Source organism: Mesorhizobium sp. M0621, assembly GCF_040320745.1.
Classification (GTDB): Bacteria; Pseudomonadota; Alphaproteobacteria; order Rhizobiales; family Rhizobiaceae; genus Mesorhizobium.
On the sequence record NZ_JAMYQF010000076.1, the window covers coordinates 1 to 22,877 of the forward strand.

At 63.0% G+C, this 22,877-nt stretch carries 23 protein-coding genes; 17 read left to right on the top strand and 6 right to left on the bottom strand.

What is annotated here, in order from left to right:
• Positions 1–109 precede the first annotated feature (109 nt).
• The 3 genes from NKI38_RS30715 to NKI38_RS30725 are packed head-to-tail and all read left to right on the top strand — an operon-like array spanning position 110 to position 3,661.
• Positions 110–1,315, top strand: coding sequence for an FAD-binding protein (locus NKI38_RS30715; protein WP_352664284.1), 1,206 nt, complete (start codon positions 110–112; stop codon positions 1,313–1,315).
• 11 nt (positions 1,316–1,326) lie between these two features.
• Entirely contained in the window at positions 1,327–2,625 is a 1,299-nt protein-coding gene (glcF, locus tag NKI38_RS30720) for a glycolate oxidase subunit GlcF (RefSeq protein WP_352664286.1), read from the top strand.
• A gap of 31 nt (positions 2,626–2,656) precedes the next feature.
• Positions 2,657–3,661: a hypothetical protein gene (locus tag NKI38_RS30725; RefSeq protein WP_352664288.1), complete on the top strand. Its 1,005-nt coding sequence runs from the start codon at positions 2,657–2,659 to the stop codon at positions 3,659–3,661.
• A gap of 9 nt (positions 3,662–3,670) precedes the next feature.
• Here the strand turns inward: NKI38_RS30725 and NKI38_RS30730 are convergent, their stop codons facing one another.
• Positions 3,671–4,591, bottom strand: coding sequence for a bifunctional 5,10-methylenetetrahydrofolate dehydrogenase/5,10-methenyltetrahydrofolate cyclohydrolase (locus tag NKI38_RS30730; protein WP_352664290.1), 921 nt, complete (start codon positions 4,589–4,591; stop codon positions 3,671–3,673).
• Between the two features lie 263 nt (positions 4,592–4,854).
• Positions 4,855–5,592, bottom strand: coding sequence for a L,D-transpeptidase (locus tag NKI38_RS30735; RefSeq protein WP_352664292.1), 738 nt, complete (start codon positions 5,590–5,592; stop codon positions 4,855–4,857).
• A 215-nt stretch (positions 5,593–5,807) separates the two neighbouring features.
• Between NKI38_RS30735 and NKI38_RS30740 the strand changes: the two genes are divergently transcribed.
• The gene (locus tag NKI38_RS30740; RefSeq protein WP_352664294.1) at positions 5,808–6,446 is read left to right on the top strand and encodes a DNA-3-methyladenine glycosylase I; all 639 of its coding nucleotides are present in this window, start codon (positions 5,808–5,810) and stop codon (positions 6,444–6,446) included.
• 57 nt (positions 6,447–6,503) lie between these two features.
• Here the strand turns inward: NKI38_RS30740 and NKI38_RS30745 are convergent, their stop codons facing one another.
• Complete coding sequence (locus tag NKI38_RS30745; RefSeq protein WP_352664296.1) at positions 6,504–6,758, bottom strand: hypothetical protein; 255 nt, start codon at positions 6,756–6,758, stop codon at positions 6,504–6,506.
• Between the two features lie 249 nt (positions 6,759–7,007).
• Here NKI38_RS30745 and hisS point away from each other — a divergent pair, with 249 nt between their 5' ends.
• The 5 genes from hisS (at position 7,008) to NKI38_RS30770 (ending at position 13,902) form a co-directional block, all read left to right on the top strand.
• Positions 7,008–8,513 (top strand): histidine--tRNA ligase, encoded by a 1,506-nt coding sequence (gene hisS, locus NKI38_RS30750; RefSeq protein WP_352664298.1) that lies wholly within the window; start codon positions 7,008–7,010, stop codon positions 8,511–8,513.
• A gap of 250 nt (positions 8,514–8,763) precedes the next feature.
• Positions 8,764–9,894 carry an ATP phosphoribosyltransferase regulatory subunit gene (locus NKI38_RS30755; protein ID WP_352664300.1) on the top strand — a complete coding sequence of 377 codons (1,131 nt, stop codon included), beginning with the start codon at positions 8,764–8,766 and terminating at the stop codon, positions 9,892–9,894.
• Positions 9,891–10,589 (top strand): ATP phosphoribosyltransferase, encoded by a 699-nt coding sequence (hisG, locus tag NKI38_RS30760; protein ID WP_352664302.1) that lies wholly within the window; start codon positions 9,891–9,893, stop codon positions 10,587–10,589. Before NKI38_RS30755 ends, hisG begins: the two co-directional genes overlap by 4 nt.
• Positions 10,590–10,981: 392 nt before the next feature.
• Positions 10,982–12,754 carry an AMP-binding protein gene (locus tag NKI38_RS30765; protein WP_352664304.1) on the top strand — a complete coding sequence of 591 codons (1,773 nt, stop codon included), beginning with the start codon at positions 10,982–10,984 and terminating at the stop codon, positions 12,752–12,754.
• 44 nt (positions 12,755–12,798) lie between these two features.
• Positions 12,799–13,902 carry a calcium:cation antiporter gene (locus NKI38_RS30770; RefSeq protein WP_352664306.1) on the top strand — a complete coding sequence of 368 codons (1,104 nt, stop codon included), beginning with the start codon at positions 12,799–12,801 and terminating at the stop codon, positions 13,900–13,902.
• A 102-nt stretch (positions 13,903–14,004) separates the two neighbouring features.
• On the opposite strand, the gene NKI38_RS30775 is transcribed toward NKI38_RS30770, so the two are convergent.
• Entirely contained in the window at positions 14,005–14,913 is a 909-nt protein-coding gene (locus NKI38_RS30775) for a LysR substrate-binding domain-containing protein (protein WP_352664308.1), read from the bottom strand.
• A gap of 100 nt (positions 14,914–15,013) precedes the next feature.
• On the opposite strand from NKI38_RS30775, the gene NKI38_RS30780 reads away from it, so the two are divergent.
• Complete coding sequence (locus NKI38_RS30780) at positions 15,014–15,568, top strand: DUF8737 domain-containing protein (protein ID WP_352664310.1); 555 nt, start codon at positions 15,014–15,016, stop codon at positions 15,566–15,568.
• A 98-nt stretch (positions 15,569–15,666) separates the two neighbouring features.
• Here NKI38_RS30780 and NKI38_RS30785 read toward each other — a convergent pair whose 3' ends face one another.
• On the bottom strand, positions 15,667–16,344 hold the full coding sequence (locus tag NKI38_RS30785; protein ID WP_352664312.1) for an MIP/aquaporin family protein: 678 nt from the start codon (positions 16,342–16,344) through the stop codon (positions 15,667–15,669).
• Between the two features lie 313 nt (positions 16,345–16,657).
• Between NKI38_RS30785 and NKI38_RS30790 the strand changes: the two genes are divergently transcribed.
• The 3 genes from NKI38_RS30790 to NKI38_RS30800 all read left to right on the top strand — a co-directional run bounded on the left by NKI38_RS30790 (position 16,658) and on the right by NKI38_RS30800 (position 19,210).
• Positions 16,658–17,947 (top strand): RsmB/NOP family class I SAM-dependent RNA methyltransferase, encoded by a 1,290-nt coding sequence (locus NKI38_RS30790; RefSeq protein ID WP_352664314.1) that lies wholly within the window; start codon positions 16,658–16,660, stop codon positions 17,945–17,947.
• 140 nt (positions 17,948–18,087) lie between these two features.
• Positions 18,088–18,546 carry a PaaI family thioesterase gene (locus tag NKI38_RS30795; RefSeq protein ID WP_352629374.1) on the top strand — a complete coding sequence of 153 codons (459 nt, stop codon included), beginning with the start codon at positions 18,088–18,090 and terminating at the stop codon, positions 18,544–18,546.
• Positions 18,547–18,550: 4 nt separating this feature from the next.
• On the top strand, positions 18,551–19,210 hold the full coding sequence (locus NKI38_RS30800) for a 5'-methylthioadenosine/S-adenosylhomocysteine nucleosidase (protein ID WP_352664316.1): 660 nt from the start codon (positions 18,551–18,553) through the stop codon (positions 19,208–19,210).
• Here NKI38_RS30800 and NKI38_RS30805 read toward each other — a convergent pair.
• On the bottom strand, positions 19,182–19,508 hold the full coding sequence (locus NKI38_RS30805; protein WP_352664318.1) for a hypothetical protein: 327 nt from the start codon (positions 19,506–19,508) through the stop codon (positions 19,182–19,184). The genes NKI38_RS30800 and NKI38_RS30805 overlap by 29 nt on opposite strands.
• Positions 19,509–19,609: 101 nt before the next feature.
• On the opposite strand from NKI38_RS30805, the gene NKI38_RS30810 reads away from it, so the two are divergent.
• From NKI38_RS30810 to NKI38_RS30825, 4 genes are all read left to right on the top strand, one after another.
• A complete protein-coding gene (locus tag NKI38_RS30810) occupies positions 19,610–20,113 on the top strand; it encodes a MarR family winged helix-turn-helix transcriptional regulator (protein WP_352664320.1) in 504 nt (167 codons plus the stop codon).
• A 55-nt stretch (positions 20,114–20,168) separates the two neighbouring features.
• The gene (gene guaA, locus NKI38_RS30815; RefSeq protein WP_352664322.1) at positions 20,169–21,731 is read left to right on the top strand and encodes a glutamine-hydrolyzing GMP synthase; all 1,563 of its coding nucleotides are present in this window, start codon (positions 20,169–20,171) and stop codon (positions 21,729–21,731) included.
• A gap of 331 nt (positions 21,732–22,062) precedes the next feature.
• Positions 22,063–22,353 carry a hypothetical protein gene (locus tag NKI38_RS30820; RefSeq protein ID WP_352664324.1) on the top strand — a complete coding sequence of 97 codons (291 nt, stop codon included), beginning with the start codon at positions 22,063–22,065 and terminating at the stop codon, positions 22,351–22,353.
• Between the two features lie 220 nt (positions 22,354–22,573).
• Positions 22,574–22,877, top strand: a 304-nt coding sequence (locus tag NKI38_RS30825) for a hypothetical protein (RefSeq protein ID WP_352664326.1), incomplete at its 3' end; no start/stop codon positions are given.

A 22,877-nucleotide genomic window follows, 5' to 3' on the forward strand; every position in this document is an offset into this window, starting at 1 on the left:
TCCGGCGGCAAACTGCCGTTCCCGGACATTCCGAGGTTTTGATGTAATGGCGTCTCAAAACGAGAGTTCCTCGCCCCCGCAAAGCGGGGGAGAGGAACCAGAGACGCCGATGACCACCTTCACCCCAACCACGTCAGACGAAGTCCTGTCCACCGTCGCCTGGGCCGTGGCGGAAGGTTCGCCGCTCGAAATCCTTGGCCATGGGTCCAAGCGCGGCATCGGCCGTCCGCTGCAAACCGAACACACGCTCGACCTGTCGAGGCTCACCAGCGTCACGCTCTACGAACCGGCCGAACTGGTGCTGTCGGCCAAGGCAGGCACAGCGCTGGCTGACATCGAGAAGCTGCTGGCGGAAAACGGCCAGCAGCTTGCCTTCGAGCCGATGGATTACGGTCCGCTGCTCGGCGGCGAGGCTGGCAAAGGCACGATCGGCGGCGTGCTTGCCGCGAACCTCTCCGGTCCGCGCCGGCTGAAGGCGGGTGCTGCGCGCGACCACATCCTTGGCATCAACGTGGTGTCCGGCCGTGGCGAGGCCTTCAAGTCGGGCGGTCGCGTCGTCAAGAACGTCACCGGCTATGACATGTCCAAGCTGATGGCCAACAGCTGGGGCACGCTGGCCGTGTTCACCGACCTCACTTTCAAGGTGCTGCCGGCCGCCGAGACCGAAGTCACGCTCGCCATCCGTGGGCTGCTCGACGATGCGGCTGCCGCAGCCATGGCATTGGCGCTCGGTTCGAGTGCTGAAGTGTCGAGTGCCGCCCATCTGCCGGAACGCATCGCCGCGCGCGTTGCCGGCGGCAGTCTCGGCAACGAGGCCGCCACGCTGCTGCGTGTCGAGGGTTTCGGCCCTTCTGTCGCCTACCGCATCGCTGCGCTGAAAACGCTGCTCGGCAATGCCGGGCCGTTGGAGGAGATTGCCGGTGAGGCCTCACGGCTGATCTGGCGCGACGTGCGCGATTGCAGGCCTTTCGCCGACGGCAGCGAGAAACCGGTCTGGCGCGTATCAATGACGCCGGGAGCGGGTCACCAGATGGTCCTGACGCTGCGCATGCAGGCCGCCGTCAGCGCCTTCTATGACTGGCAAGGCGGGCTGGTGTGGCTGCGTATGGAACAAGGCGACCCGGAAGCCGCTCTGCTGCGTGGGCTGTTGCGGAAACATGGCGGCGGCCATGCGACGCTGGTGCGCGCGGCACCTTCGCATCGCGCCGCCTTGCCGGTGTTCGAGCCACAACCGCCGGCGCTGGCAGCACTCAGCCACCGCCTGAAGCAGGAATTCGACCCTAAAAACATCCTCAATCCCGGCCGAATGGCCTAGGATCCAACGCGATGCAAACCTCTTTCTCGCTTGCCCAGCTTGCCGATCCGCATGTCGCGGAATCGGAAAAGATCCTGCGCAAATGCGTGCATTGCGGCTTCTGCACCGCCACCTGCCCGACCTATGTGACATTGGGCAACGAACTCGATTCGCCGCGTGGGCGCATCTACCTGATCAAGGACATGCTGGAGAACGGCCGTCCGGCCGACAAGGAGATCGTCACTCACATCGATCGCTGCCTGTCCTGCCTTGCCTGCATGACCACCTGTCCATCGGGCGTCAATTACATGCATCTGGTCGACCATGCTCGCGCCCATATCCAGGAAACCTACAAGCGGCCGCTGCTCGACCGCCTGATCCGCGCCATACTCGCGTTCGTGCTGCCCTATCCCAAGCGCTTTCGCGCTGCACTCAAGCTTGCGAAGCTGGGCAAGCCGTTCATTGGCGTGTTCGAAAAAGTCCCGGCGCTGAAGCCGCTCGGCGCGATGCTCAAGCTCGCGCCGGCCTCGATCCCCACGGCTTCGCCGATGGCTTCACCAGGCACCCATGCCGGGCAGGGGACCAAAAAAGGCCGCGTCGCCATCCTCACCGGCTGTGCGCAGTCGGTGCTCGATCCCGCCATCAACGAGACGACGATTTCGCTGCTGACGCGGCTCGGCGTCGAGGTCGTGGTGCCGCAGGGCGAGGGCTGCTGCGGCGCGCTGGTGCATCATATGGGGCGGGAGCAAGCTGCCCTGGCCTCCGCAAGGCAGAATGTCGACGCCTGGACGCGTGCGATCGAGCAAGATGGGCTCGATGCCATCGTCATCACCGCGTCCGGCTGCGGCACCACCATCAAGGACTATGGCTTCATGCTGCGGCTCGATCCGGCCTATGCCGACAAGGCCGCGCGCGTCTCGGCCCTGGCCAAGGACGTCACCGAATATCTGGCTGGTCTCGACTTGCCCGAACCGGTGCGCAAACCCGGCACCGTCGTTGCCTACCACTCGGCCTGTTCGATGCAGCACGGCCAGAAGATCACCCGCCAGCCGAAAGAGCTGCTGGCCAAGGCCGGCTTCATCGTGCGCGAGCCGCGCGAAGGCCATCTGTGCTGCGGCTCAGCCGGCACCTACAACATCCTGCAATCCGAGATCTCGGCGAAGCTACGCGACCGCAAGGTGAAGAACATCGAGGCGACGGGTGCCTCGATCGTAACCACCGGCAATATCGGCTGCATCACCCAGATCGCTTCCGCCGCGAAGCTGCCGGTCGTGCACACGATCAAGCTGCTCGACTGGGCCTATGGCGGCGAACCGCCAACGCTGAGTTGACCGCAAAGAATTCATCCAAGACGATGCGGTGATGGCAGACTCAGACACAGCAGATATCGAGACAATCGTTCGGCTTTTGTCAGATCGATCACACTCGACATTTCAGGCTCACTATGCCGAATGCGAGGCCATCGTCGCTCGACATCTGCAAGATGGGTCGGAGTTTTTGTTTCAGCTCGTCAGGGCAGCCGTTGAAGCCGATATCCACAAGATCACTCTGATCGAAGATGCAGTTTCGTTTCTCGACGAGACGCAGTTGGGCAAGCTGGCGTTCTTCTTGCAGGACCACGCAAGGCGCGGAACTGATCTCGAAGACCTCTTGTCTCAAACCATCCTGCAGGCACCCGAGTTGTTCCCGGACAGCACCGTTGCCAGCAATCACGATTTTGCCGACTGGCTGACGCACGATGATCCCCATTCTCCGCCGGCGTGTCATCATTTCATCTTTGAAGAAGGTGCTCCTTGCGACATGTCTTTTCCGACACATCGCAACCATCCCACGTGGCACTTGCCGGCTGCAGAACCATCATTTTCCGTTGGTGGCGAAGGGACGGCTACTTGTCCCACTTGCCGCAACAGGCTGGTGCACCTCGTTACGCTGGACGATTTGGGAGGCAAAGGAGGGGCACTTCCTCGGCTCCGCATCGAAACCTGTGCGAATTCTCTTGAGTTAACCTACTATTCCCACGATGCCGCTGGCGTGCCGACACCGATAGCGCCGTTCCATTCCGCCTATGATTTCATGTCTGAGTTGGCCAGAAGGGCGAGCACCGTCCGATTAGCTCCCACACCGCAGCGCTGGCTCAGGCAGTCGTATGGGGTGAGCAATTCAAGGCAGAATCTCTTCCGGCTTGGTGGGCTGCCGTCATGGGTTCAAGGACCACAGTTTCCGCTGGTTCCTGGAACGGATCGGGAAATGAAATTCCTTCTCCAGTTCGATTCATTGGCCGGCTTCTTCTGGGGCAGCGGTGGCATGCTTTACGTCTTCTGGGATGAGGAATCCCGGATCACATGCCATGTGCCGCAATACACGTGACGAAAGCAGCTACTCCGCCGCGAGCCTGTCGACCGTGCCGTAGGTCGCCTCGTAGAGCGCGCGCTGGCGGCTGAGCGCCACCATTGTGTTGCGCAGCAGGATGGCGACCGTGATCGGGCCGACGCCGCCTGGTACCGGGGTGATCCAGGAGGCGACCTCGCGCACGCTTTCGGTGTCGACGTCGCCGACGATGCGGCTGGAGCCGTCAGGGCCGATCTCGGAATTGATGCCGATGTCGATGACGGCGGCACCCGGCTTGACCATGTCGGCCTTGATCAGCCGCGGCTTGCCGACGGCGACGAACAGCGCGTCGGCCCGCCGCGCATGGGCGGCGACCGACCGCGTCATGTGGTGGCAGACCGTGACCGTCGCGCCTTCGCTCATCAACAGGAAGGCGATAGGCTTTCCGACGATTTCCGAATGGCCGACGATCACGACTTCCAGCCCCTTGAGGTCGAGGCCGGTTTCCTTCAGCAGTTCAACCGAGGCGGCCGCCGTGCAGGGGGCGAGGTCGAGCTGGTTGTAGACGATGTTACCGATCGAGGCCGGATGCATGCCTTCGACATCCTTCAGCGGATGCACTGCCGCCTGCAGCGTCCTGATCGGGATATGCGCGGGAACCGGCCGCTGGATGATGATGCCGGTGACGCGCGGATCGGCATTCAGGCCGTGGATTGCCGCTTCCAGCTCGCCTGATGTGATGGTTGCGGGAAAGCGCCTTTCCTCGAAATCGATACCGGCCAGTTGTGCCTTGGCGCGCTGGTTGCGCACATAGACGTCGACCGCATCGGTGTCGCCGACGGTGATCGAGATCAGCTTGGGCGGAAAACCCTCGGCTTTGGCAATTGCGGCGTCCTCGCGGACGGCGGCGATGATGCGCTGGGCAACCGGGCCACCTCTGAGATAGCGGCTGTCTTCGGACAGGGACATGGTGAGCTCTTTTGCTGGTTGCCGCCCACATAGCAAAAGAACATCGGCAAGGGCAGCGCGAAAGCGAACCACCATGGTTTTTGCGCGACGCGCCGGGAAACAGTGTTTCGCTACGCCTCAGGCCGTGGTCAAAACGGAAAGGGCAGCGCGGTTTCCCGTGCTGCCCTTCCTGACCGGCCGCATCCCCATACGGCCCGTCCCCCGTTATCCCTAAACTGGCCTCGAAAAGCGGTCTGCTTTGCCGGCCAAGTGATTCGCAGGAATTATATCACCTCGACCGTGGTTCCAACATTGACCCGTTCATAGAGATCGACCACGTCCTCGTTGCGCATGCGGATGCAACCCGACGACACCGCGCCGCCGATCGTCCACGGTTGGTTGGTGCCGTGGATGCGGTACTCGGTCGTGCCGAGATAGAGCGCGCGGGCGCCGAGCGGGTTCTCCATGCCGCCGGCCAGATAGGTCGGCAAATAGCGGCCCTTGGCGGCTTCGCGCTTGATCATCTGCGCCGGCGGGCGCCAGTCCGGCCACTCGCGCTTGTTGGTGATCTTGTGCGTGCCCGACCATTCGAAGCCCGGCTTGCCGGTGCCGACGCCGTAGCGCCGCGCCTTGCCGTTCTTCTCGATCAGGAAGAGGAAATTCTGCGTGGTGTCGATGACGATCGTGCCCGGCTTCTGCGCGCCGTCATAGTCGACCTCCTGCGGCAGGAAGATCGGGTTGATCTGCTGGCGCGTGGCCGTACGTTTCGCAGGCGCCTGCACCGCTGCCGTCCGAACCCGGTCGGGCTGCGCTGCGCGCAGGCGCGGTTGTTGCTGCACGACCTGGCGGTTCTGGCGCACGATGCCGGGTGCCTGGCCAAGCTGCAGCACCCAGGGGGCGGAAAGGTCGGGGCTCACCATCACCGGCGGCCTGTCGGCGTAGCGATCGCCGGCGGTTGAGGGCGTGACGCCGGCGGCAAACACAGCCACGGCGCCGAGCACGGGAAACAGAACTGTCTTCATCGGAACGCACCTTGATCGTCTGATACAAAACGGGTGGAAACGTCCTCCCGGTTCGGCGATCATTGACGCGCAAGCAGCAACCGAAACATGAATCGGAATGCGTAAAATGCGCAAGTGTCAGTAAACCTTTTGGTGTGGTTACCGCCGGGTTCAGGAATCTGGTAAAGCCGCAGTAAATGCAGCGCAAAAGTATATTAACGAACGGATTTTTGGCCATGAACAAGGAAAACACCGGCCTGCTCGCCGGTCCCGACGGTGTCGCGCGCTGCTTCTGGCACGGCAATCTGCCCGACTATCTGCACTACCACGACCATGAGTGGGGACGGCCGGTGGCGGACGACCGCAGGCTGTTCGAAAAGATCTGCCTCGAAGGCTTTCAGTCGGGCCTGTCATGGCTGACCATCCTGCGTAAGCGGGAGAATTTTCGCGAAGCCTTCGCCAATTTCGAATTCGACAAGGTCGCCGCCTTCACCGACAAGGATGTCGAGCGCCTGCTTGGCAATGCCGGCATCATCCGTCATCGCGGCAAGATCGTCTCGACCATCAACAACGCCAAGCGCGCCCGCGAAATGGTGGATGAATTCGGCTCGCTGGCCGCCTGGTTCTGGAAGTTCGAACCCGGCAAGGATGAGCGGCCCGTGATCGTCGATCTCGCGCATCTGCGCGCCAACCCGACCACGGCCGTCTCTGTCCGGATTTCGAAGGAGCTGAAAAAGCGCGGCTGGAGCTTTGTCGGCCCGACCACGGTCTACGCCTTCATGCAGGCGATGGGTCTGGTCAACGACCACCTTGAGGGCTGTGTCTGCCGCAAAGAGGTTGAGAAGCAGCGGAAGGCTTTCAAAAGACCGAAATAGGGCTCCCCACCTCGCCCTTGTGGGGAGGTCGCGCCGAAGGCGCGGGTGGGGGTAACGTCAGGTGCCGTTGGCGCTGGCCAGCACCAGGCCGGCGACGATCGCCACCACCGTGGCCACTGTCGGATAGATCACCAGCAGGCCGGTCATCAACGCGTCGCGCATGGATGGACCCTTGCCGGTGTCGGCCGGGACTTCGAACGGGCCGGCAGCCTGGCTGACCATTTTCGGAGCGTGGATGTCGGCTGGGCGCAAGCGTGCGGGCAGTTCGCCTGCATCGCTGCCGATGGCATGGAATCTTGCTGTGCTGGTCATCGCCGCGAACCCCTCATTTCGGCGCGTTTATCCCCTGCGATTGTGTCGGCACGATGCCGCGCCCATGGCCGGATTGTTTCACTTTCGGCGCGGTTTTGTTTCAGGGTGCTTCGGTTCCGCCTTCTCTCGGCAGGGAGAGGCAAGGGTGCAAACCCTTGCCGCACAAAGCTGCATCGGTTAGGACACGCGCGCTGCGGAAATAGGAAATTTCCTATCGCACAGCGCCACGAAACACCGAGTACCCATCTCATGGCCGACAAATCGGAAAAGACGAAAGCGCGACTGCCGCGCGGTTTTGCCGACCGCAGCGCCGAGGACATCCGCGCCGTCGAGAAGTTGATGGCGACGATCCGCTCGGTCTATGAGCTTTACGGTTTCGAACCGGCCGACCAGCCGTTGATCGAATACACGGACGCGCTTGGAAAATTCCTGCCTGACCAGGACCGGCCGAACGAAGGGGTATTCTCCTTCCAGGATGACGACGACCAGTGGCTGTCGCTGCGCTATGACCTGACCGCGCCGACGGCGCGCTTTGTCGCCGAGAATTACGAGCGCCTGCCAAAACCCTATCGCAGCTATCGCTCCGGCTGGGTGTTCCGCAACGAGAAGCCCGGTCCTGGCCGCTTCCGCCAGTTCATGCAGTTCGATGCCGACACGATCGGCACGCCGGGCGTGGCCGCCGACGCCGAGATGGCGATGATGATGGCCGACGTCATGGAAGCGCTCGGTATCAAGCGCGGCGACTACGTCATCCGCGTCAACAACCGCAAGGTTCTGGACGGCGTCCTGGAAGCGATCGGCCTTGGCGGCGAGGAGAATATCGGTCGCCGGCTGACGGTGCTGCGCGCGATCGACAAGCTGGACAAGCTCGGGCCGGAAGGGGTGAGGCTTTTGCTTGGGCCGGGCCGCTGGGACGGCGGCAAGGAAGGCGAAGGCGACTTTGCCAAGGGCGCCGGGTTGAACAACGGGCAAGCCGAGGCAGTCCTTCTCGCGACAGCGAGGAATGCACAGGCCGGCCAGGATGCCATGGTCAGTTCGAACGCGGTCTACCAGGAAGGTGTCGGCGAACTCGCGATGATTGAAGCTCTGGTCAGGGCGGCGGGATATGGCGAGGACCGTATTGCCATGGACCGTTCCGTAGTGCGCGGCCTTGAGTATTACACCGGCCCCGTCTTCGAAGCCGAGCTGCTGGCCGAAATCCCCAATGAGGACGGCCAGATCGTGCGCTTCGGCTCGGTCGGCGGCGGCGGCCGCTATGATGGCCTCGTCTCGCGCTTTCGCGGTGAGCCGGTGCCGGCGACCGGTTTTTCCATCGGCGTGTCCAGGCTGATGACCGCTCTGAAGAACCTCGGCAAGCTCGACAGCGCGGATGTGATCGCGCCGGTCGTCGTGCTGGTGATGGACAAGGATACCGACAGTCTAGGCCGCTACCAGAAGATGGTTTCGGAACTGCGCGCCGCCGGCATCCGCTCCGAAATGTATCTCGGCGGCGCCGGCATGAAGGCGCAGCTGAAATATGCCGATCGGCGCGGCTGTCCGGTCGCAATCATCCAGGGCGGCGACGAGCGCGCCAAGGGCGAGCTGCAGATCAAGGACCTGATCGAAGGCGCGCGCATGTCGGCCGAAATCACCGACAACGCCGAATGGCGCGCCGCGCGCCCGGCGCAGGTGACGGTGGCGGAGGGCGAACTGGTCGCCGAGGTGAAGAAGATATTGGCGGCGCAGGCTGCCGATCGCGCGAAAGGTGGCGCTTGAACACCCCCCTCTGGCCTGCCGGCCTGCCTGGGCCGAGCCACGGGTCTCGGCCCGTCCTTCGGACCCCCCGCAAGGGGGGAGATTGGATGTCGCGTGGGTTTTCGCCAATCTTCAGCGTTGAAGGAGAGGCGCCGAGCCCCAAGCTGCCAATCTCCCCCCTTGCGGGGGGTCCGAAGGACGGGCCGAGACCCGTGGCTCGGCCCAGGCAGGCCGGCAGGCCAGAGGGGGGTGCCTCGCGCCCATCCGATCGATGACCTCCCGCTACCCCGCCATCGCAGCCGACATCACCAACCTCTTCGCCACGCGCAACACGCATGCGGTCGAAGTCGCCATATTGCAGCCGGCCGACCCGTTCCTCGACATGGCCGGCGAGGATTTGCGCCGCCGTATCTTCCTGACCGAAAGCGAAACGGGGCAGACATTGTGCCTGCGGCCGGAATTCACCATTCCGGTCTGCCTCGACCACATCCATTCGCAAGCCGGCACGCCGCGGCGCTATTCCTATCTCGGCGAGGTCTTTCGCCAGCGTCGCGAGGGCGGCAACGAGTTCTTCCAGGCCGGCATCGAGGATCTCGGCGATCGCGATACCGCTGAAGCCGATGCCCGCTCGCTGGCCGACGCGCATGCGCTGCTTGCCCTGGTGCTGCCCGGCCAGGCGCTGGCGATCACGCTCGGCGACCAGACCATTTTCGAGGCGGTGCTGGCTTCCCTTGGCCTGCCACGCGGCTGGCGCATGCGTCTTGCCCGCGCCTTCGGCTCGGCGCCGATGCTTGAGGCGGCACTTGCCGATCTCGCCAATCCGCCGCGCAACAGCCAGCTCTCCGGCGCGGTCGCCGCCCTCGTCCTCGACGGTGATCTGGACGGTCTTTCCGCTCACATCGCCGGCGGTATGGAAGAGGCCGGGCTGTCGGCGTCTGCCGGACGCCCGCCATCCGACATCGCGCGGCGGCTGATCGAGAAAGCCGAACTGCGCAGCGTGCGCCTGTCGAACGAGGCCTTCGCGGCGCTGAAGGGTTTTCTGGCGATCGACGTGCCGCTCGCCGGCGCGGCCGAGGCGCTGGCCTCCTTCGCCAGCGGTGCCGGGCTTTCGCTTGATACCGCGCTGGAGAAGTTCGCCGCCCGTGCCAAAGCGATCGAGGCGCACGGCTTGCTGGCTGGAAAAATCCGCTACGATGCCGCCTTCGGCCGTCCGCTCGATTACTACACCGGCCTGGTTTTCGAAATCGCGGCTGACAATGGCGACCGGGGCGACCGGCCGCTGGTCGGTGGCGGCCGCTACGACCGGCTGCTGACCTTGCTCGGCGCGAAAACGCCGATCCCCGGCGTCGGCTTTTCCGTCTGGCTCGACCGCATTGAGGCATTGCGCGAGATGGCGCCATGATCACGCTGGCGATCCCGTCAAAAGGCCGCCTGAAAGAGCAGGCGCTGCACGTGCTGGCCAAAGCCGGCCTCGCCGTCAGCCTGCCCGGCGACGAGCGCAAGTACCACGCCCGTGTCGAGGGCCTGGATAACGTCGAAGTGGTGTTCCTGTCGGCTTCCGAGATTGCTGGTGAGATCGGCCAGGGCGCGGTCGATCTCGGCATCACCGGCGAAGATCTGGTGCGAGAGAACCTCGCCGACTGGGAGACGCGCGCCGAAATCGTCGCCCATCTCGGCTTTGGCAGCGCCGATGTCGTGGTTGCCGTGCCAGACATCTGGCTCGACGTCGACACCATGGCCGACCTCGACGACGTCGCCGCCGATTTCCGCCAGCGCCACGGCAGGCGATTGCGCATCGCCACCAAATACTGGCGGCTGACCCAGCAATTCTTCTCGCAGAAGCATGGCATCCAGGTCTACCGCATCGTCGAGAGCCTTGGTGCCACCGAAGGCGCGCCGGCCGCGGGTCTGGCCGACGTCATCGTCGACATCACCACCACTGGCTCGACGCTGCGCGCCAACCATCTCAAGGTGCTGGGCGACGGCCTTGTCCTGCGCTCGCAGGCCTGTCTGGTGGCGTCGAAGAAGGTACGGGCGGCGGCGGATGAAGCGATCCTGCACGATATTGCTGCGAAGGTAGCGGCAGCAGTCGGATAGCGGCGGGGCCTTCCCACACCTCCACTACCCCCGGGCTTCGAACCCAGCTTGACAAAAAGCTGACGGCGGCCAGCCCGGCGGCGCAGGGCTCCGAACTCAGATTAACAAAAAGCTGACGGCGGCCAGTGTTCGCAGCTTTTGTGCCGTTAGTTTTTTCGCGATAGGAATTTTTTCTTGACTCCGTGCCCTCAGCTATGCTACTTATTTGCCCATGGTGCTGATTTGCGCCAGCGACCCGCCGCTCAGGCGGGTTTTTGCGTTTTGATGCTTCGTCAGCCAACGCGAGTCTCCGAAGCATCGTTGACCGGATCGGTGCTCTGCCACGACTATCGGCGGGATTTTCACCACCCCCTCAGGCTGATAGGCTCGGCCAGTTCCGGGAGGAGAGAGCGATGCCAGTCAATCTCGACGAGCTAAAGAACGCCAGCAATTTGCGTGGACGCGGAGCGCGCAATGGCGGTGTTTTCGTGGCACCCGTCGACGGCAAGGCGCATGTCTCGGGCGAGCGCAGCGTGCCGCTGCTCGACAAGACGATTCCCGCGCTACTTTCCGACACCGTCAGCAAATACGGTACGCAAGATGCGGCTGTCTTCGTCGATCAGGACAAGCGCTTCACCTGGAGCGAACTGTCGGACACGGTCGATGCGCTGGCCGCCGGCTTCCTGGCGCTGGGGTTGGTAAAAGGCGATCGCGTCGGCATCTGGTCGCCCAACCGATGGGAATGGCTGGTGACGCAATTCGCCACCGCCCGCATCGGCCTGATCCTGGTCAACATCAACCCGGCCTACCGGCTGAGCGAACTGGACTACGCGCTGAACAAAGTCGGCTGCAAGGCGCTGGTCACGGCGGCCAAGTTCAAGACCTCCGACTATCTCGGCATGATCGAGACGCTGGCGCCGGAGATTGCCAAGGCCACGCCGGGCAAGCTCAAGGCGCAAAAACTGCCGGTGCTGAAGATCGTCATCCGCATGGGCGAGGACAGCTCACCCGGCATGTTCAATTTTGGCGATGTATTGGCCATGGCCGGCCGCGACGAGCATGACAGCCTCGACCGCATCTCGGAGGGGCTCAAGCCCGGCGACGCCATCAACATACAGTTCACGTCAGGCACGACAGGGGCGCCCAAGGGGGCGACGCTGACCCACAACAACATCGTCAACAACGGCAATTTCGTCACCTCGGCGATCAAACTGACCGTTGACGACCGGCTCTGCATCCCGGTGCCGCTCTATCACTGCTTCGGCATGTCGATGGGCACGATGGGCTGCGTGTCGAAAGGCACCACCATGGTTTTCCCGGGCGAGGGCTTCGATGCCGGCGCCACGCTGAAGGCGGTGGCACAGGAACGCTGCACCGGGCTCTATGGCGTGCCGACCATGTTCGTAGCACTCCTCGATCACCCGGATTTCCCATCCTTCGATCTCTCCAGCCTGCGCACCGGCATCATGGCCGGCTCGCCATGCCCGATCGAGGTGATGAAGAAGGTGGTGTCGCTGATGCATATGGAAGAGGTGACCATCGCCTATGGCATGACCGAGACCAGCCCGGTCTCGTTCCAGAGCGGCGTCGACGACCCGCTGGAAAAGCGCGTCTCGACCGTCGGGCGTATCCACCCTCATGTCGAGGTCAAGGCGATCGACGCCGATGGCGCCACCGTCGCCGTCGGCGCGCCGGGCGAGCTTTGCACACGCGGCTATTCCGTGATGAAGGGCTACTGGGACGACGAGGAGAAGACCCGCGAGGCGATCGACAGCGACGGCTGGATGCACACCGGCGACCTCGCCACCATCGACGCCGAGGGCTATTGCAACATCGTCGGCCGGGTCAAGGACATGGTCATCCGCGGCGGCGAGAACGTCTACCCGCGCGAGGTCGAGGAATTCCTCTACCGCCATCCCAAGGTCAAGGAGGTGCAGGTGTTCGGCATTCCCGACGCCAAATATGGTGAGGAGCTGTGTGCCTGGATCGTGCTCAAGCCCGGCCAGATCGTCACCGAGCAGGAAATCAAAAACTTCTGCGCCGGCCAGATCGCCCACTACAAGATCCCGCGCCATATCCGCTTCCGCAGCGAATTGCCGATGACGGTGACCGGCAAGCCGCAGAAGTTCTTGATGCGTCAGGCGATGGTCGAGGAACTTGGGTTGGTGACGCAGAGGACGGCGTGAGTATAGGCTTTCCGCAAGGTTCGCAGAAACGCACGGGGCTTGAAATGAGTGGTTTCGCGCGATCGGTGACTTCTTATGCGATGCCGTTAGCCGCCTTGGTGATGGCTGTCGCAGTCAGAGCCAGCGGGCTGTCGGTAGACGAAGGTTCGCCGAGCGTCAGGATTCTTGTCGGAACGCTTTCGAGCGCGATCATGTTTATCACCATTTTCGTGGTGCTCGACCACGCCGAAGCGGTAGCTCGGCGTGTAGGGGAGCCTTACGGTACGTTGGTGCTGACTTTTGCCGTGACGGCAATCGAAGTGTCGATCATCGTTTCCATGATGCTGCATGGAGAAAACAACCCTACGCTTGCACGTGAGTCCGTCTTCTCGACGGTGATGATTACATCTACCGGCGTTGTCGGCACGTGTCTCACGCTTGGCGGCTGGCGCCATCGCAAGCAGGCAATCGTTCGGCAAGGGACCAGCGCATATCTGGCGGTTCTGGCCGCGCTGACCGTCATGACGCTCATTCTGCCGACCTACACACGAACTACCGATCCTGGCACATTTTCAGCGGCTCAACTTGGTTTCGTGAGCGTGCTTTCGGTGCTGCTCTATGCAAGTTTTGTGTTCGCGCAAACTGTCCGGCACCGAGACGACTTTATCGAAGGGCAGACGCACGGCGTTTCGCTGCGGACTGCCCCTCACGAAAGCATCTCTGCCAGCACTTTGCTCCTGTTAATCGGGCTGATTGGCATTGTCATGCTCGCCGAGCAAGTCGCCGCAAGTGTTGAAAATACGCTCGTTACCTATCAGGTGACACAGGCTGACAGTATTGTGGGGGCATTGATCGCGGGGCTGGTTTTGATGCCGGAGGCCATTTCGGCGGTTCGCGCTTCCCTCAACAATGAGCTGCAGCGCGGTTTGAATGTCGCGATGGGTTCGGCTTGCGCTACAATTGGTTTGACAATACCGGCGGTCGCAGCCGCCAGCCTGTTGACGGGAAGAGGGTTAACCCTGGGGCTTCCAGCGACTGACACAGTGCTTTTGATTTTAGCGCTCTTCATATGCAGCGTGAGTTTTAGTACTGAAAGAACAACATTCTTGACGGGTTCGGTTCATATCGTGGTATTTTTTACTTATTTATTTCTTATATTTGTACCGTGAAAGCTTTGGCTCGAGCGGGAAATTACTGCACGAATGAAGCGGCTGCTATTGGTGACGCAGAAGACGGCGTGAGGGGGGCAGGGTGCGACATCCCTCATAGCCTCACGCTGCGGATTTGAGGTGATCGATAAAGGCGCGCAGCTTCGGCAGGACCTGGCGCTTGCCGGGATGGTAGAGGAAGACGCCCGGCGTCGTGGCGGCGATGGTGTCCAGCACCGATTCGAGTTTTCCCTGGCCTATCGGACCTTCGGCGACGGGTCGGGGGATCTGCGCCAGCCCGATGCCCTGTATCGCCGCACCGAGCAACGTCGGATAGTCGTGCGCGATCAGCGGCCCTGAGACCATCGCCTCGATTGCCTCGTTGCCGTCGACGAACGACCAGGGCGCAAGGGCGCCGTTCGAGCGGCGCAATCGCAGGCAGGCGTGGTGGCGCAAGTCGTCCACACGCTCGGGGCGACCGTGGCGTTCGAGATAGTCCGGGCTGCCGACGACCACGAACGGGAACGATGGCGTCAGCCGCACGGCGACCATGTCGGGCGCGATGAACTGGCCGAGGCGGATGCCGGCATCGAACCCGCCGGTCGCGAGATCGACCATCTCGTCGCTCGCGGCGATCTCCAGTTCGATCTCGGGATAGGTCCGGCAGAACGACGCGATCATCGGCTCCAGGATCAGCGGCACGACGGCGCGGGGTACGGACAGGCGCAGCAGCCCGGTCGGCCGTTGGCCGACATCGCGCGCGGCCTCGCCTGCCGCGACGAGTTCCTCGAAGGCAGGGCCTGCACGTTCGAGGAACCGCTGGCCTGCCTCGGTCAGGCCGACGCTTCGCGTCGTGCGCACGAACAGCGCCGCACCCATGCGGGCTTCCAGGGTGCGCACCGCCTGGCTCACGGCGGATGGCGTCACACCGAGATCGGCGGCCGCACGGCGGAAGTTGCGGCGCCTGGCGACGGCCAGGAACACCTCTATGCCCTCCAGCGCGCCATGCCGGACTGTGTAGTTCTGCTTCATAGGTTGTTGTGATTACACCAGGTAGTCGAACTATGGAAGCGGGCTTAGAGATAGGCGACAGAAGCTGGGCCGCGTGAACCAGCTGCCGACAGGAGGTCAAATGTCCACGGAAATACTGTTCCAGACCCATCTCGTTCTAGGCTACGTCGCATGGCTGCTTTGCTTCGGCGCATACGGTCTGCCATGGCTGAGTTCGATGGACAGGCTCGCGGCGCAACGTGCCATCGCCACCCTGCACAGCTTCCGCTTCTTCGGGCTCGTCTTCATCCTGCCGGGCGTTGTAAGCCCCAATCTGCCGGCCCACTTCGCCGTGTTCGCCGCCTACGGTGACTTTGCAACAGGGCTGCTGGCGATGCTGGCGCTGATCACGGTGAGGCTGCCCCGGCTCTTCTGGCCGCTCGTCGTCGCCTTCAATCTCGTAGGCACGGTCGATCTCGTCGTCGACTATTACCACGCCACCCAGGTAGGCCTTCCTGCGCATGCGGAGCAACTTGGCGCCGCCTATGCGATCCCGATCATCTACGTACCGCTGCTGATGATCACGCACGTAGCCGCATTCTATTTTCTGGCGCGTCCTCACCAGAACACGACTCGCGCCATCGCAGACGGTGCGACTGCTTCACAGGGCATCCGGAGGTCCGTTTTCGGGCCCTAACGACGACCGGCCCGGCTGTGCCTTTGAAAACAGCATCCACCAAAATAAAAGGCGCGGACCGTGGCCCGCGCCTTTTTCCTCATTCAGGCTTTCGAAGTTCAGTCCTTCTCGAAGATACGTGCCTTGGCGACGACGCCGGCGATGGCGCCGCCGATCAACGGTGCGACGATGAAAAGCCAGAGTTGGCCGATCGCGGCAGTGCCGGAAAACAGCGCCGGGCCGATCGAGCGGGCCGGATTGAGCGACGTGCCGGTCACCGGGATGATGGCGAAGTGCAACCCTGCCAGTGTCAGGCCGATGACCAGCCCGGCGAACGCCGTCGAGTGCTTTTCAGCGGTGACACCCAGGATCACGGTGACGAAGGTGAAGGTGCCGATCACTTCCCACAGGAACGCCGAGCTGACGCCCCATTTTGTCACGTCCCAGCCATTGGCGCCGAAGCCGCCAGTATGTCCGCCGACCTGGCCGGAGACGATGATCCACAACGCCAGCGAGGCGAGAATGGCGCCGATGACCTGCGCGATCCAGTAGGGGATGACGTCCTTGGCTGGCAGCCGGCCGGCAAGGAAGACGCCGAGCGTCACCGCCGGATTGAGATGCGCGCCCGAAATCGGGCCGATCGCATAGGCCGCCGCAATGAGGCCGATGCCGAACGCCAGACCGATGCCTTCCTGGCCAAGCGGCAGCGCACCGCCGAAGCCGCCTGTCACCACAGAAGCCGTACCGATGAATACCAATAGAAATGTGCCTAGAACTTCCGCCAGATAAGTTTTCATTGCCCTCTCCTCGTAGCGATCCGCCGGTCCGCCTTTTCCGCGCCGCGAATCATGGCGCCAAGAGTATTCTCAACGGAAAAACTTGGGAAGCAGAGCGGTTGCGCCACATGCCGTGCTTGCAGTCGCCAGTCACGAACATTAGAGACCTTTCATCTACTGATCGATCTGCTGCTACCGGCCGAGGGCACTTACTGACGGGGTGGCTGGCCAGCGTTTGGATTGCCTCATCGTCGCCAGACGGAAGCGGGGTTCAATCCCGGCGTGAAAAGCTCTAAGAGCAGGCTGAGATGTGCTCGATATGATGGAATGACGAATGCGACTGGGCGGACGGCTGGCTGCGGCCATCGAAGTGCTTGAAGACATCGGCCGGCGCCACCGGCCGGTGGCGGACGCGCTGAAGGATTGGGGCCTGTCGCATCGCTTCGCCGGCGGCGGTGACCGCGCAGCGATCGGCAACATCGTCTATGACGCCTTGCGCCACAAGCGTTCCGCCGGCTGGCTACTGGGCGAGGACACGCCGCGCGCCATCGGCTTCGGCGCGCTGCTGCTCGAATGGGGCCAGACCGCACAATCGCTGAACGACGCGCTCGATGGCGACAAGTTCGCACCGCCGCTGCTGACCGCCGACGAGCTTCAGGCAATCGCCGGGCACCGGCTTGCCGATGCGCCGGACGCGGTGCGGGCCGACATACCGGATTGGTGCGAGCCGCTTTTCGAACAGGCCTTCGGCCCCATTTGGGTCGACGAGGGCGCCGCGCTTGCGACACGCCCGCCACTCGACCTCAGGGTCAACACCTTGCAGGCCAATCGCGACAAGGTGCTGGCCGAACTGTCGGGAACCGGCGCGAAACCCGCCGCCATCGCCCCGCAGGGTATCCGCATCCCGCCGATCGACGGCGACGGCAGGCACCCGAACGTGCAGGCCGAGCCGGCCTTCCAGAAAGGCTGGTTCGAGGTACAGGACGAAGGCTCGCAGGTGGTAGCCGCCCTTGCCGGTGCCGAAGCCGGCATGCAGGTGCTGGATTTCTGCGCCGGCGCCGGCGGCAAGACGCTGGCGCTGTCGGCTTCGATGGGCAATACAGGCCAGGTCTTCGCCCACGATGCCGAAAAGGCGCGGCTGGCGCCGATCTTCGACCGCATCCGTCGTTCGGAGAACCGCAACGTCCAGATCGTCACCAAGCCGGCCGAACTCGCCCCGCTCGGCAACCACATGGACATCGTGCTGGTCGACGCGCCCTGCACCGGTAGTGGCACCTGGCGGCGTCGTCCCGATGCTAAATGGCGGCTGACGCAAAGACAGCTCGATGCCCGCAAGGGCGAACAATCGGCGATCCTCGATGCCGCCAAGGCCTATGTCAGACCCGGCGGCCTGCTGGTCTACATCACTTGCTCGGTCTTCCCTGAGGAGAATGGCGAGCAGGTTGCGGCCTTCCGGGACCGCAACAGCGGTTTTGTCCCGGTCGATCATCGCGCGCTTTGGGACGGCCGTTTTCCCGGCCATGCGGCAGCCGCACGCATCGGCGCCAAAGGGGACATCTCGCTGTCGCCGGCGCTGAGCGGCACCGACGGGTTTTACTTCTGTGCGTTGCGCAGGTCGGCTTGAACCCATTGGATGTCGCCAATCCCTGATGAATGCGTATCCCTAGCCGGCAGACGAGACCGATTGTTGCAGTGCAGCAAAAGCATTTGCCTGCCGCCCATGCCTCTGCAATAAGCTTATCCGCATAAAGGAAGGCAGCGGCCATGGCAGCAAAGATCGTACCCGCCCCGGACTATGAAGACCGCGTCAGGACCTCCTTCGCGCGCCAGAACGCGATGGCCACGATCGGCGCCGAACTGACGCTGGTTACGCCCGGCATCATCGAGATCGAGATGCCCTATTCGGTAGCACTCACCCAGCAGCACGGCTTCCTCCACGCCGGCGTGATTTCGATCGCGCTGGACTCGGCCTGCGGCTATGCGGCGTTTTCGCTGATGCCGGAAAACTCCGGCGTGCTGACGATCGAATTCAAGGTCAATCTGCTGGCGCCGGGCCGGGGCGAGCGCTTCCTGTTCCGCGGCTCGGTGACCAAACCCGGCCGCACCATCATCGTCGCCGACGGCCAGGCCTATGCCTTCGCCGCCGACGGCGAGGCCAAGCTGATCGCCACCATGACCGGAACGATGATGACGGTGGTCGGGCGCGACGGCATAGAAGGCTGATCCGATGGGCAACGTTGTGCGACTAGGCGGCAAGGACGTCCTCTTCGTCATGGCGGCGCAGGCCGAATACGGCCCGCACCTCAAGCGGCTGTTCACGCCATTGATGACGGGCGTCGGGCCGGTCGAGGCCGGCGTCAGGCTCGGCGCCGAACTCTCCTGGCTGAAGTCGCAGAAGGCGCTGCCGGACCTCGTCGTGTCGCTCGGCTCGGCCGGCAGCCGGACGCTGGAGCAGACGGAGATCTACCAGGCGGTCTCGGTCAGCTATCGCGACATCGACGCCTCGCCGCTCGGTTTCGAGAAGGGGGCGACCCCGTTTCTCGATCTGCCAGTGACGGTGCCGCTGCCCCTGCGAATTCCTGGAATCAAGGAAGCGACGCTATCGACCGGCGGCGCTATCGTTACCGGCGCGGCCTATGACGCGATCGCTGCCGACATGGTCGACATGGAAACCTTCGCTTGCCTGCGCGCCTGCCAGCTGTTCGACATCGAGCTGGTCGGGCTGCGCGGCATTTCCGACGGCGCGGCGGATCTCAGGCACGTCAACGACTGGACCGAATATCTGCACGTCATCGACGAGAAGCTGGCAGACGCCGTCACGCGCCTCGAACAGGCGATCGAGTCGGGCGCGATCGATATCAGGGCTGCTGACGCGGCAGGTTCTTAGCGTTGCCGAACAGCACCCCGATCATCCTGAAGCGAACGGTGTTGTCGCGGTTGACGTAGGTGATGGATCCCGGTTCATGGTGCAGGGTCCAGCGCCCTGTCACACCCGTGTCCCAGTCCGTGACATAGCCGTCATCGAGCATCCTCCAGCGCCCGCTGCGCGCCTCGCCATCATCGAGCAGCATATGCGCGGCACCTTCGTTCTCAAAATAGACGTAAGCCTCCTTGCCGTTTCGCTCCAGTACATGGGTCATGCCCGGAATGAGGATCGCAAGACTTTCCTTTTGCAGTGCCGTCATATTGTTCTCCTTGAGTGAATTCGGCGATTGCTTCGGCCATGGTCGCCACGTAAGGTTAGGGTATAGTCAAGCTACTTGACTATCTAGAAGGTGAATCGAATTTGGTCAAGGAGCTTGACGAAAAAGCCGAAGCGCTGCCCGATCACGTCGGCTGGCGGCTATGGCAGGCAAGCCGTGCCTGGCAGGCCGAGTTCGCCGCCGCGATGCGGGCCGCCGGTCACGGCTGGTTCACCGAAGCGCGCGCCGGACTGCTTGGACACATCACCAGGACTGGCATGCGCCAGTCGGCCTTGATCGAACGCTCGGCAATCTCCAAGCAGGCGATCCAGCAACTGCTCGACGGCCTCGAGGCGGAAGGCATCGTCGAGCGTCTGCCTGATCCGCAAGATGGCCGCGGCAAGCTGGTGCGCTACACGCGCAAGGGACTGGATGCCTTGCGAGACGGCGATCGTATCAAGATGGAGATCGAGCGGCGCTATGTCGGTCGCATTGGCGAGGAGGGGTTCACGGCGCTGATGGGCGCTCTGCGGGCGTTTGCGGCCGGAGGGGCTGCTGCAATGGATGAAGACGCTGGCCCTGAAAGTGAAGTCGTGGAATCGAAGTGACAGCTAGGCCTCGCAACCCATTGCGCCGACTCATTTCTTTCTCTAAACGCTCGCCATGAAAACAGCCAATCATCCCGACACCGTCCTGATTGTCGATTTCGGCAGCCAGTTTACCCAGCTCATCGCCCGCCGCATCCGCGAGGCCGGCGTGTTTTCCGAGATCGTGCCGTTCCAGTCGGCCGAAGCGGCGTTCAAGCGCATCAATCCGAAAGCCGTCATCCTGTCCGGCGGCCCGGCTTCGACCGGCGATATCGGCAGCCCGCGCGCGCCGCAGATCGTCTTCGACGCCGGCGTGCCGGTGCTTGGCATCTGCTACGGTCAGATGGCCATGTGCGTGCAGATGGGCGGCGTCGCCGAAAGCTCCGACCATCGCGAGTTCGGCCGCGCCTTCGTCGAGATCGAAAAGGACAGCCCGCTGTTCGAGGGCCTGTGGGCACCCGGCCAGCGCCACCAGGTGTGGATGAGCCATGGCGACCGCGTCATCTCCTTGCCCCAGGGGTTCGAAGTGTTCGGCAAGTCGGAAGGCTCGCCCTTCGCCATCTTCGGCAACATCGAGCGCAAGATGTACGGCATCATGTTCCACCCCGAGGTGGTGCACACGCCCGATGGCGCCCGACTGCTGCGCAACTTCGTCCACAACATCGCCGGCATCGAAGGCGACTGGACCATGCGCGCTTACCGCGAGCATGCCGTCGAGGCCATTCGCAAGCAGGTCGGAAAGGGCAAGGTCATTTGCGCGCTGTCGGGCGGCGTCGACTCCTCCGTCGCGGCGCTGTTGATCCACGAAGCGGTCGGCGACCAGCTGACCTGCATTCTTGTCGACCACGGCCTGATGCGCAAGGATGAGGCCGCCGGCGTGGTGGCGATGTTCCGCGAGCACTACAATTTGCCGCTCATTCTGGTGAGCGCATCGGACCGTTTCATCGGCGCCCTGGAGGGCGAGTCGGACCCGGAGAAAAAGCGCAAGACCATCGGCCGGCTGTTCATCGAGGTGTTCGAGGAGGAGGCCAAGAAACTCGGAGGCGCCGAATTCCTGGCGCAGGGCACACTCTATCCCGACGTCATCGAAAGCGTTTCCTTCACCGGCGGCCCGTCGGTGACGATCAAGTCGCATCACAATGTCGGCGGCCTGCCCGCGCGCATGAACATGCAACTGGTCGAGCCCCTGCGCGAACTGTTCAAGGACGAGGTGAGGGCGCTCGGCAAGGAGCTCGGCCTGCCCGAGAGCTTCATCGGCCGGCATCCATTCCCTGGTCCGGGTCTCGCCATCCGTTGCCCCGGTGGCATCACCCGCGAAAAGCTGGAGATCCTGCGCGAGGCAGACGCCATCTATCTCGACGAGATACGCAAGGCCGGCCTCTACGACGCCATCTGGCAGGCCTTCGCCGTGCTGCTGCCGGTGCAGACGGTCGGCGTGATGGGCGACGGCCGCACCTACGAATTCGTCTGCGCTTTGCGCGCCGTCACCTCGGTCGACGGCATGACGGCGGATTTCTACCACTACGACATGGCCTTCCTCGGCGCAGCCGCCACCCGCATCATCAACGAAGTCCGCGGCATCAACCGCGTCGTCTACGACGTAACCTCGAAGCCGCCGGGAACAATCGAATGGGAGTGAAGGGGAGTACTGCGGAGTAGAAGAGGATAGAGCAGCATGTTTAAGGCGATGTTGGCTCGGCGATAATAGTCAATAGTCTCAGCCCCCACCCGGCGACGGCATAGACGAAGCATCTGGCCGATCGGCGAATGTCTGGAACGAACGTCCCACAGAGAAGGGGGGAGCAGCCTAGTCTTGCTGGGTTTGACTCGGGGTCCGCGGCAACTGCCACCGGCGAGGCGTTGCATCTGCCGGCCACGTATCCTTTCGCTGGGTTCATCCGTCTTAGCTGTTCATGGGCACGGTCATCCTTGCTTGGCATCGCCCTCCTGGACGAATTGGAGCGTGACAAATGAACAGCAAGCAGAGCCTAGCGAACAAGATACACTACGAAACGCTCGCGGAGGCTTTTCGCAGCGGTCGAGAATCGCCACAGGAGGCATCCGAGTGGTCCGTTTTGACGGCAGAACCGGGCGTCGATTACGTCGAGACGAACGTCGGCAACAAGACCGCGCTGTGGGTTCAGCCAAAAACGGCGGCCAAAGACCGGGTCATGCTTTACCTGCACGGCGGTGGCTATGTCAGCGGATCGGTCTGGACCCATCGCAAGATGGTCGGACATGGCCGGGGGGCTTGTTCATAGCAGCTACGGGTTGAACGACGCGCGGGCGGGCTTGCTGTGATGGCATTCGGTGTCGGTAGGCATCTGCATTGCTGCAATTTCACCCCGGGCAAGCCTTCGTCAGTCGGGCGTTTTTTTCGAGCTGGCTTCAGGGATATAGAGTCTGCAGCCACACGTGGCCGGCGCCAGTTGCCGTCCAAGCGTGATGTCCTACTCAATGGCTGTCGGCTTGGGCTATGTGATGGCCACCGCTTTCGCAAGAACATTTGACGCCTCCGGCTGGGAAGTAAAATCTCAGCGTCCGAAAGAGACGACACGGAAGGAAAGAGGAATGGTCTATTTTTTGAGCGCTAAAGAAGGCGAAGTCTACAGCTACGGCATGAAGGCGCTTGATGGTGATTTGAACAAAATCCAACCGGTCGATCTGAGTCAAGACGGAGGGGTTCGAATACCAGGGCAATCGCTTCGGGTTAACGGGAGGTGCGTATGGGATGCGAATGTGATTCATGAGGGGCTTCGTGATTTGCGGAGCCCTCGATGTCGCG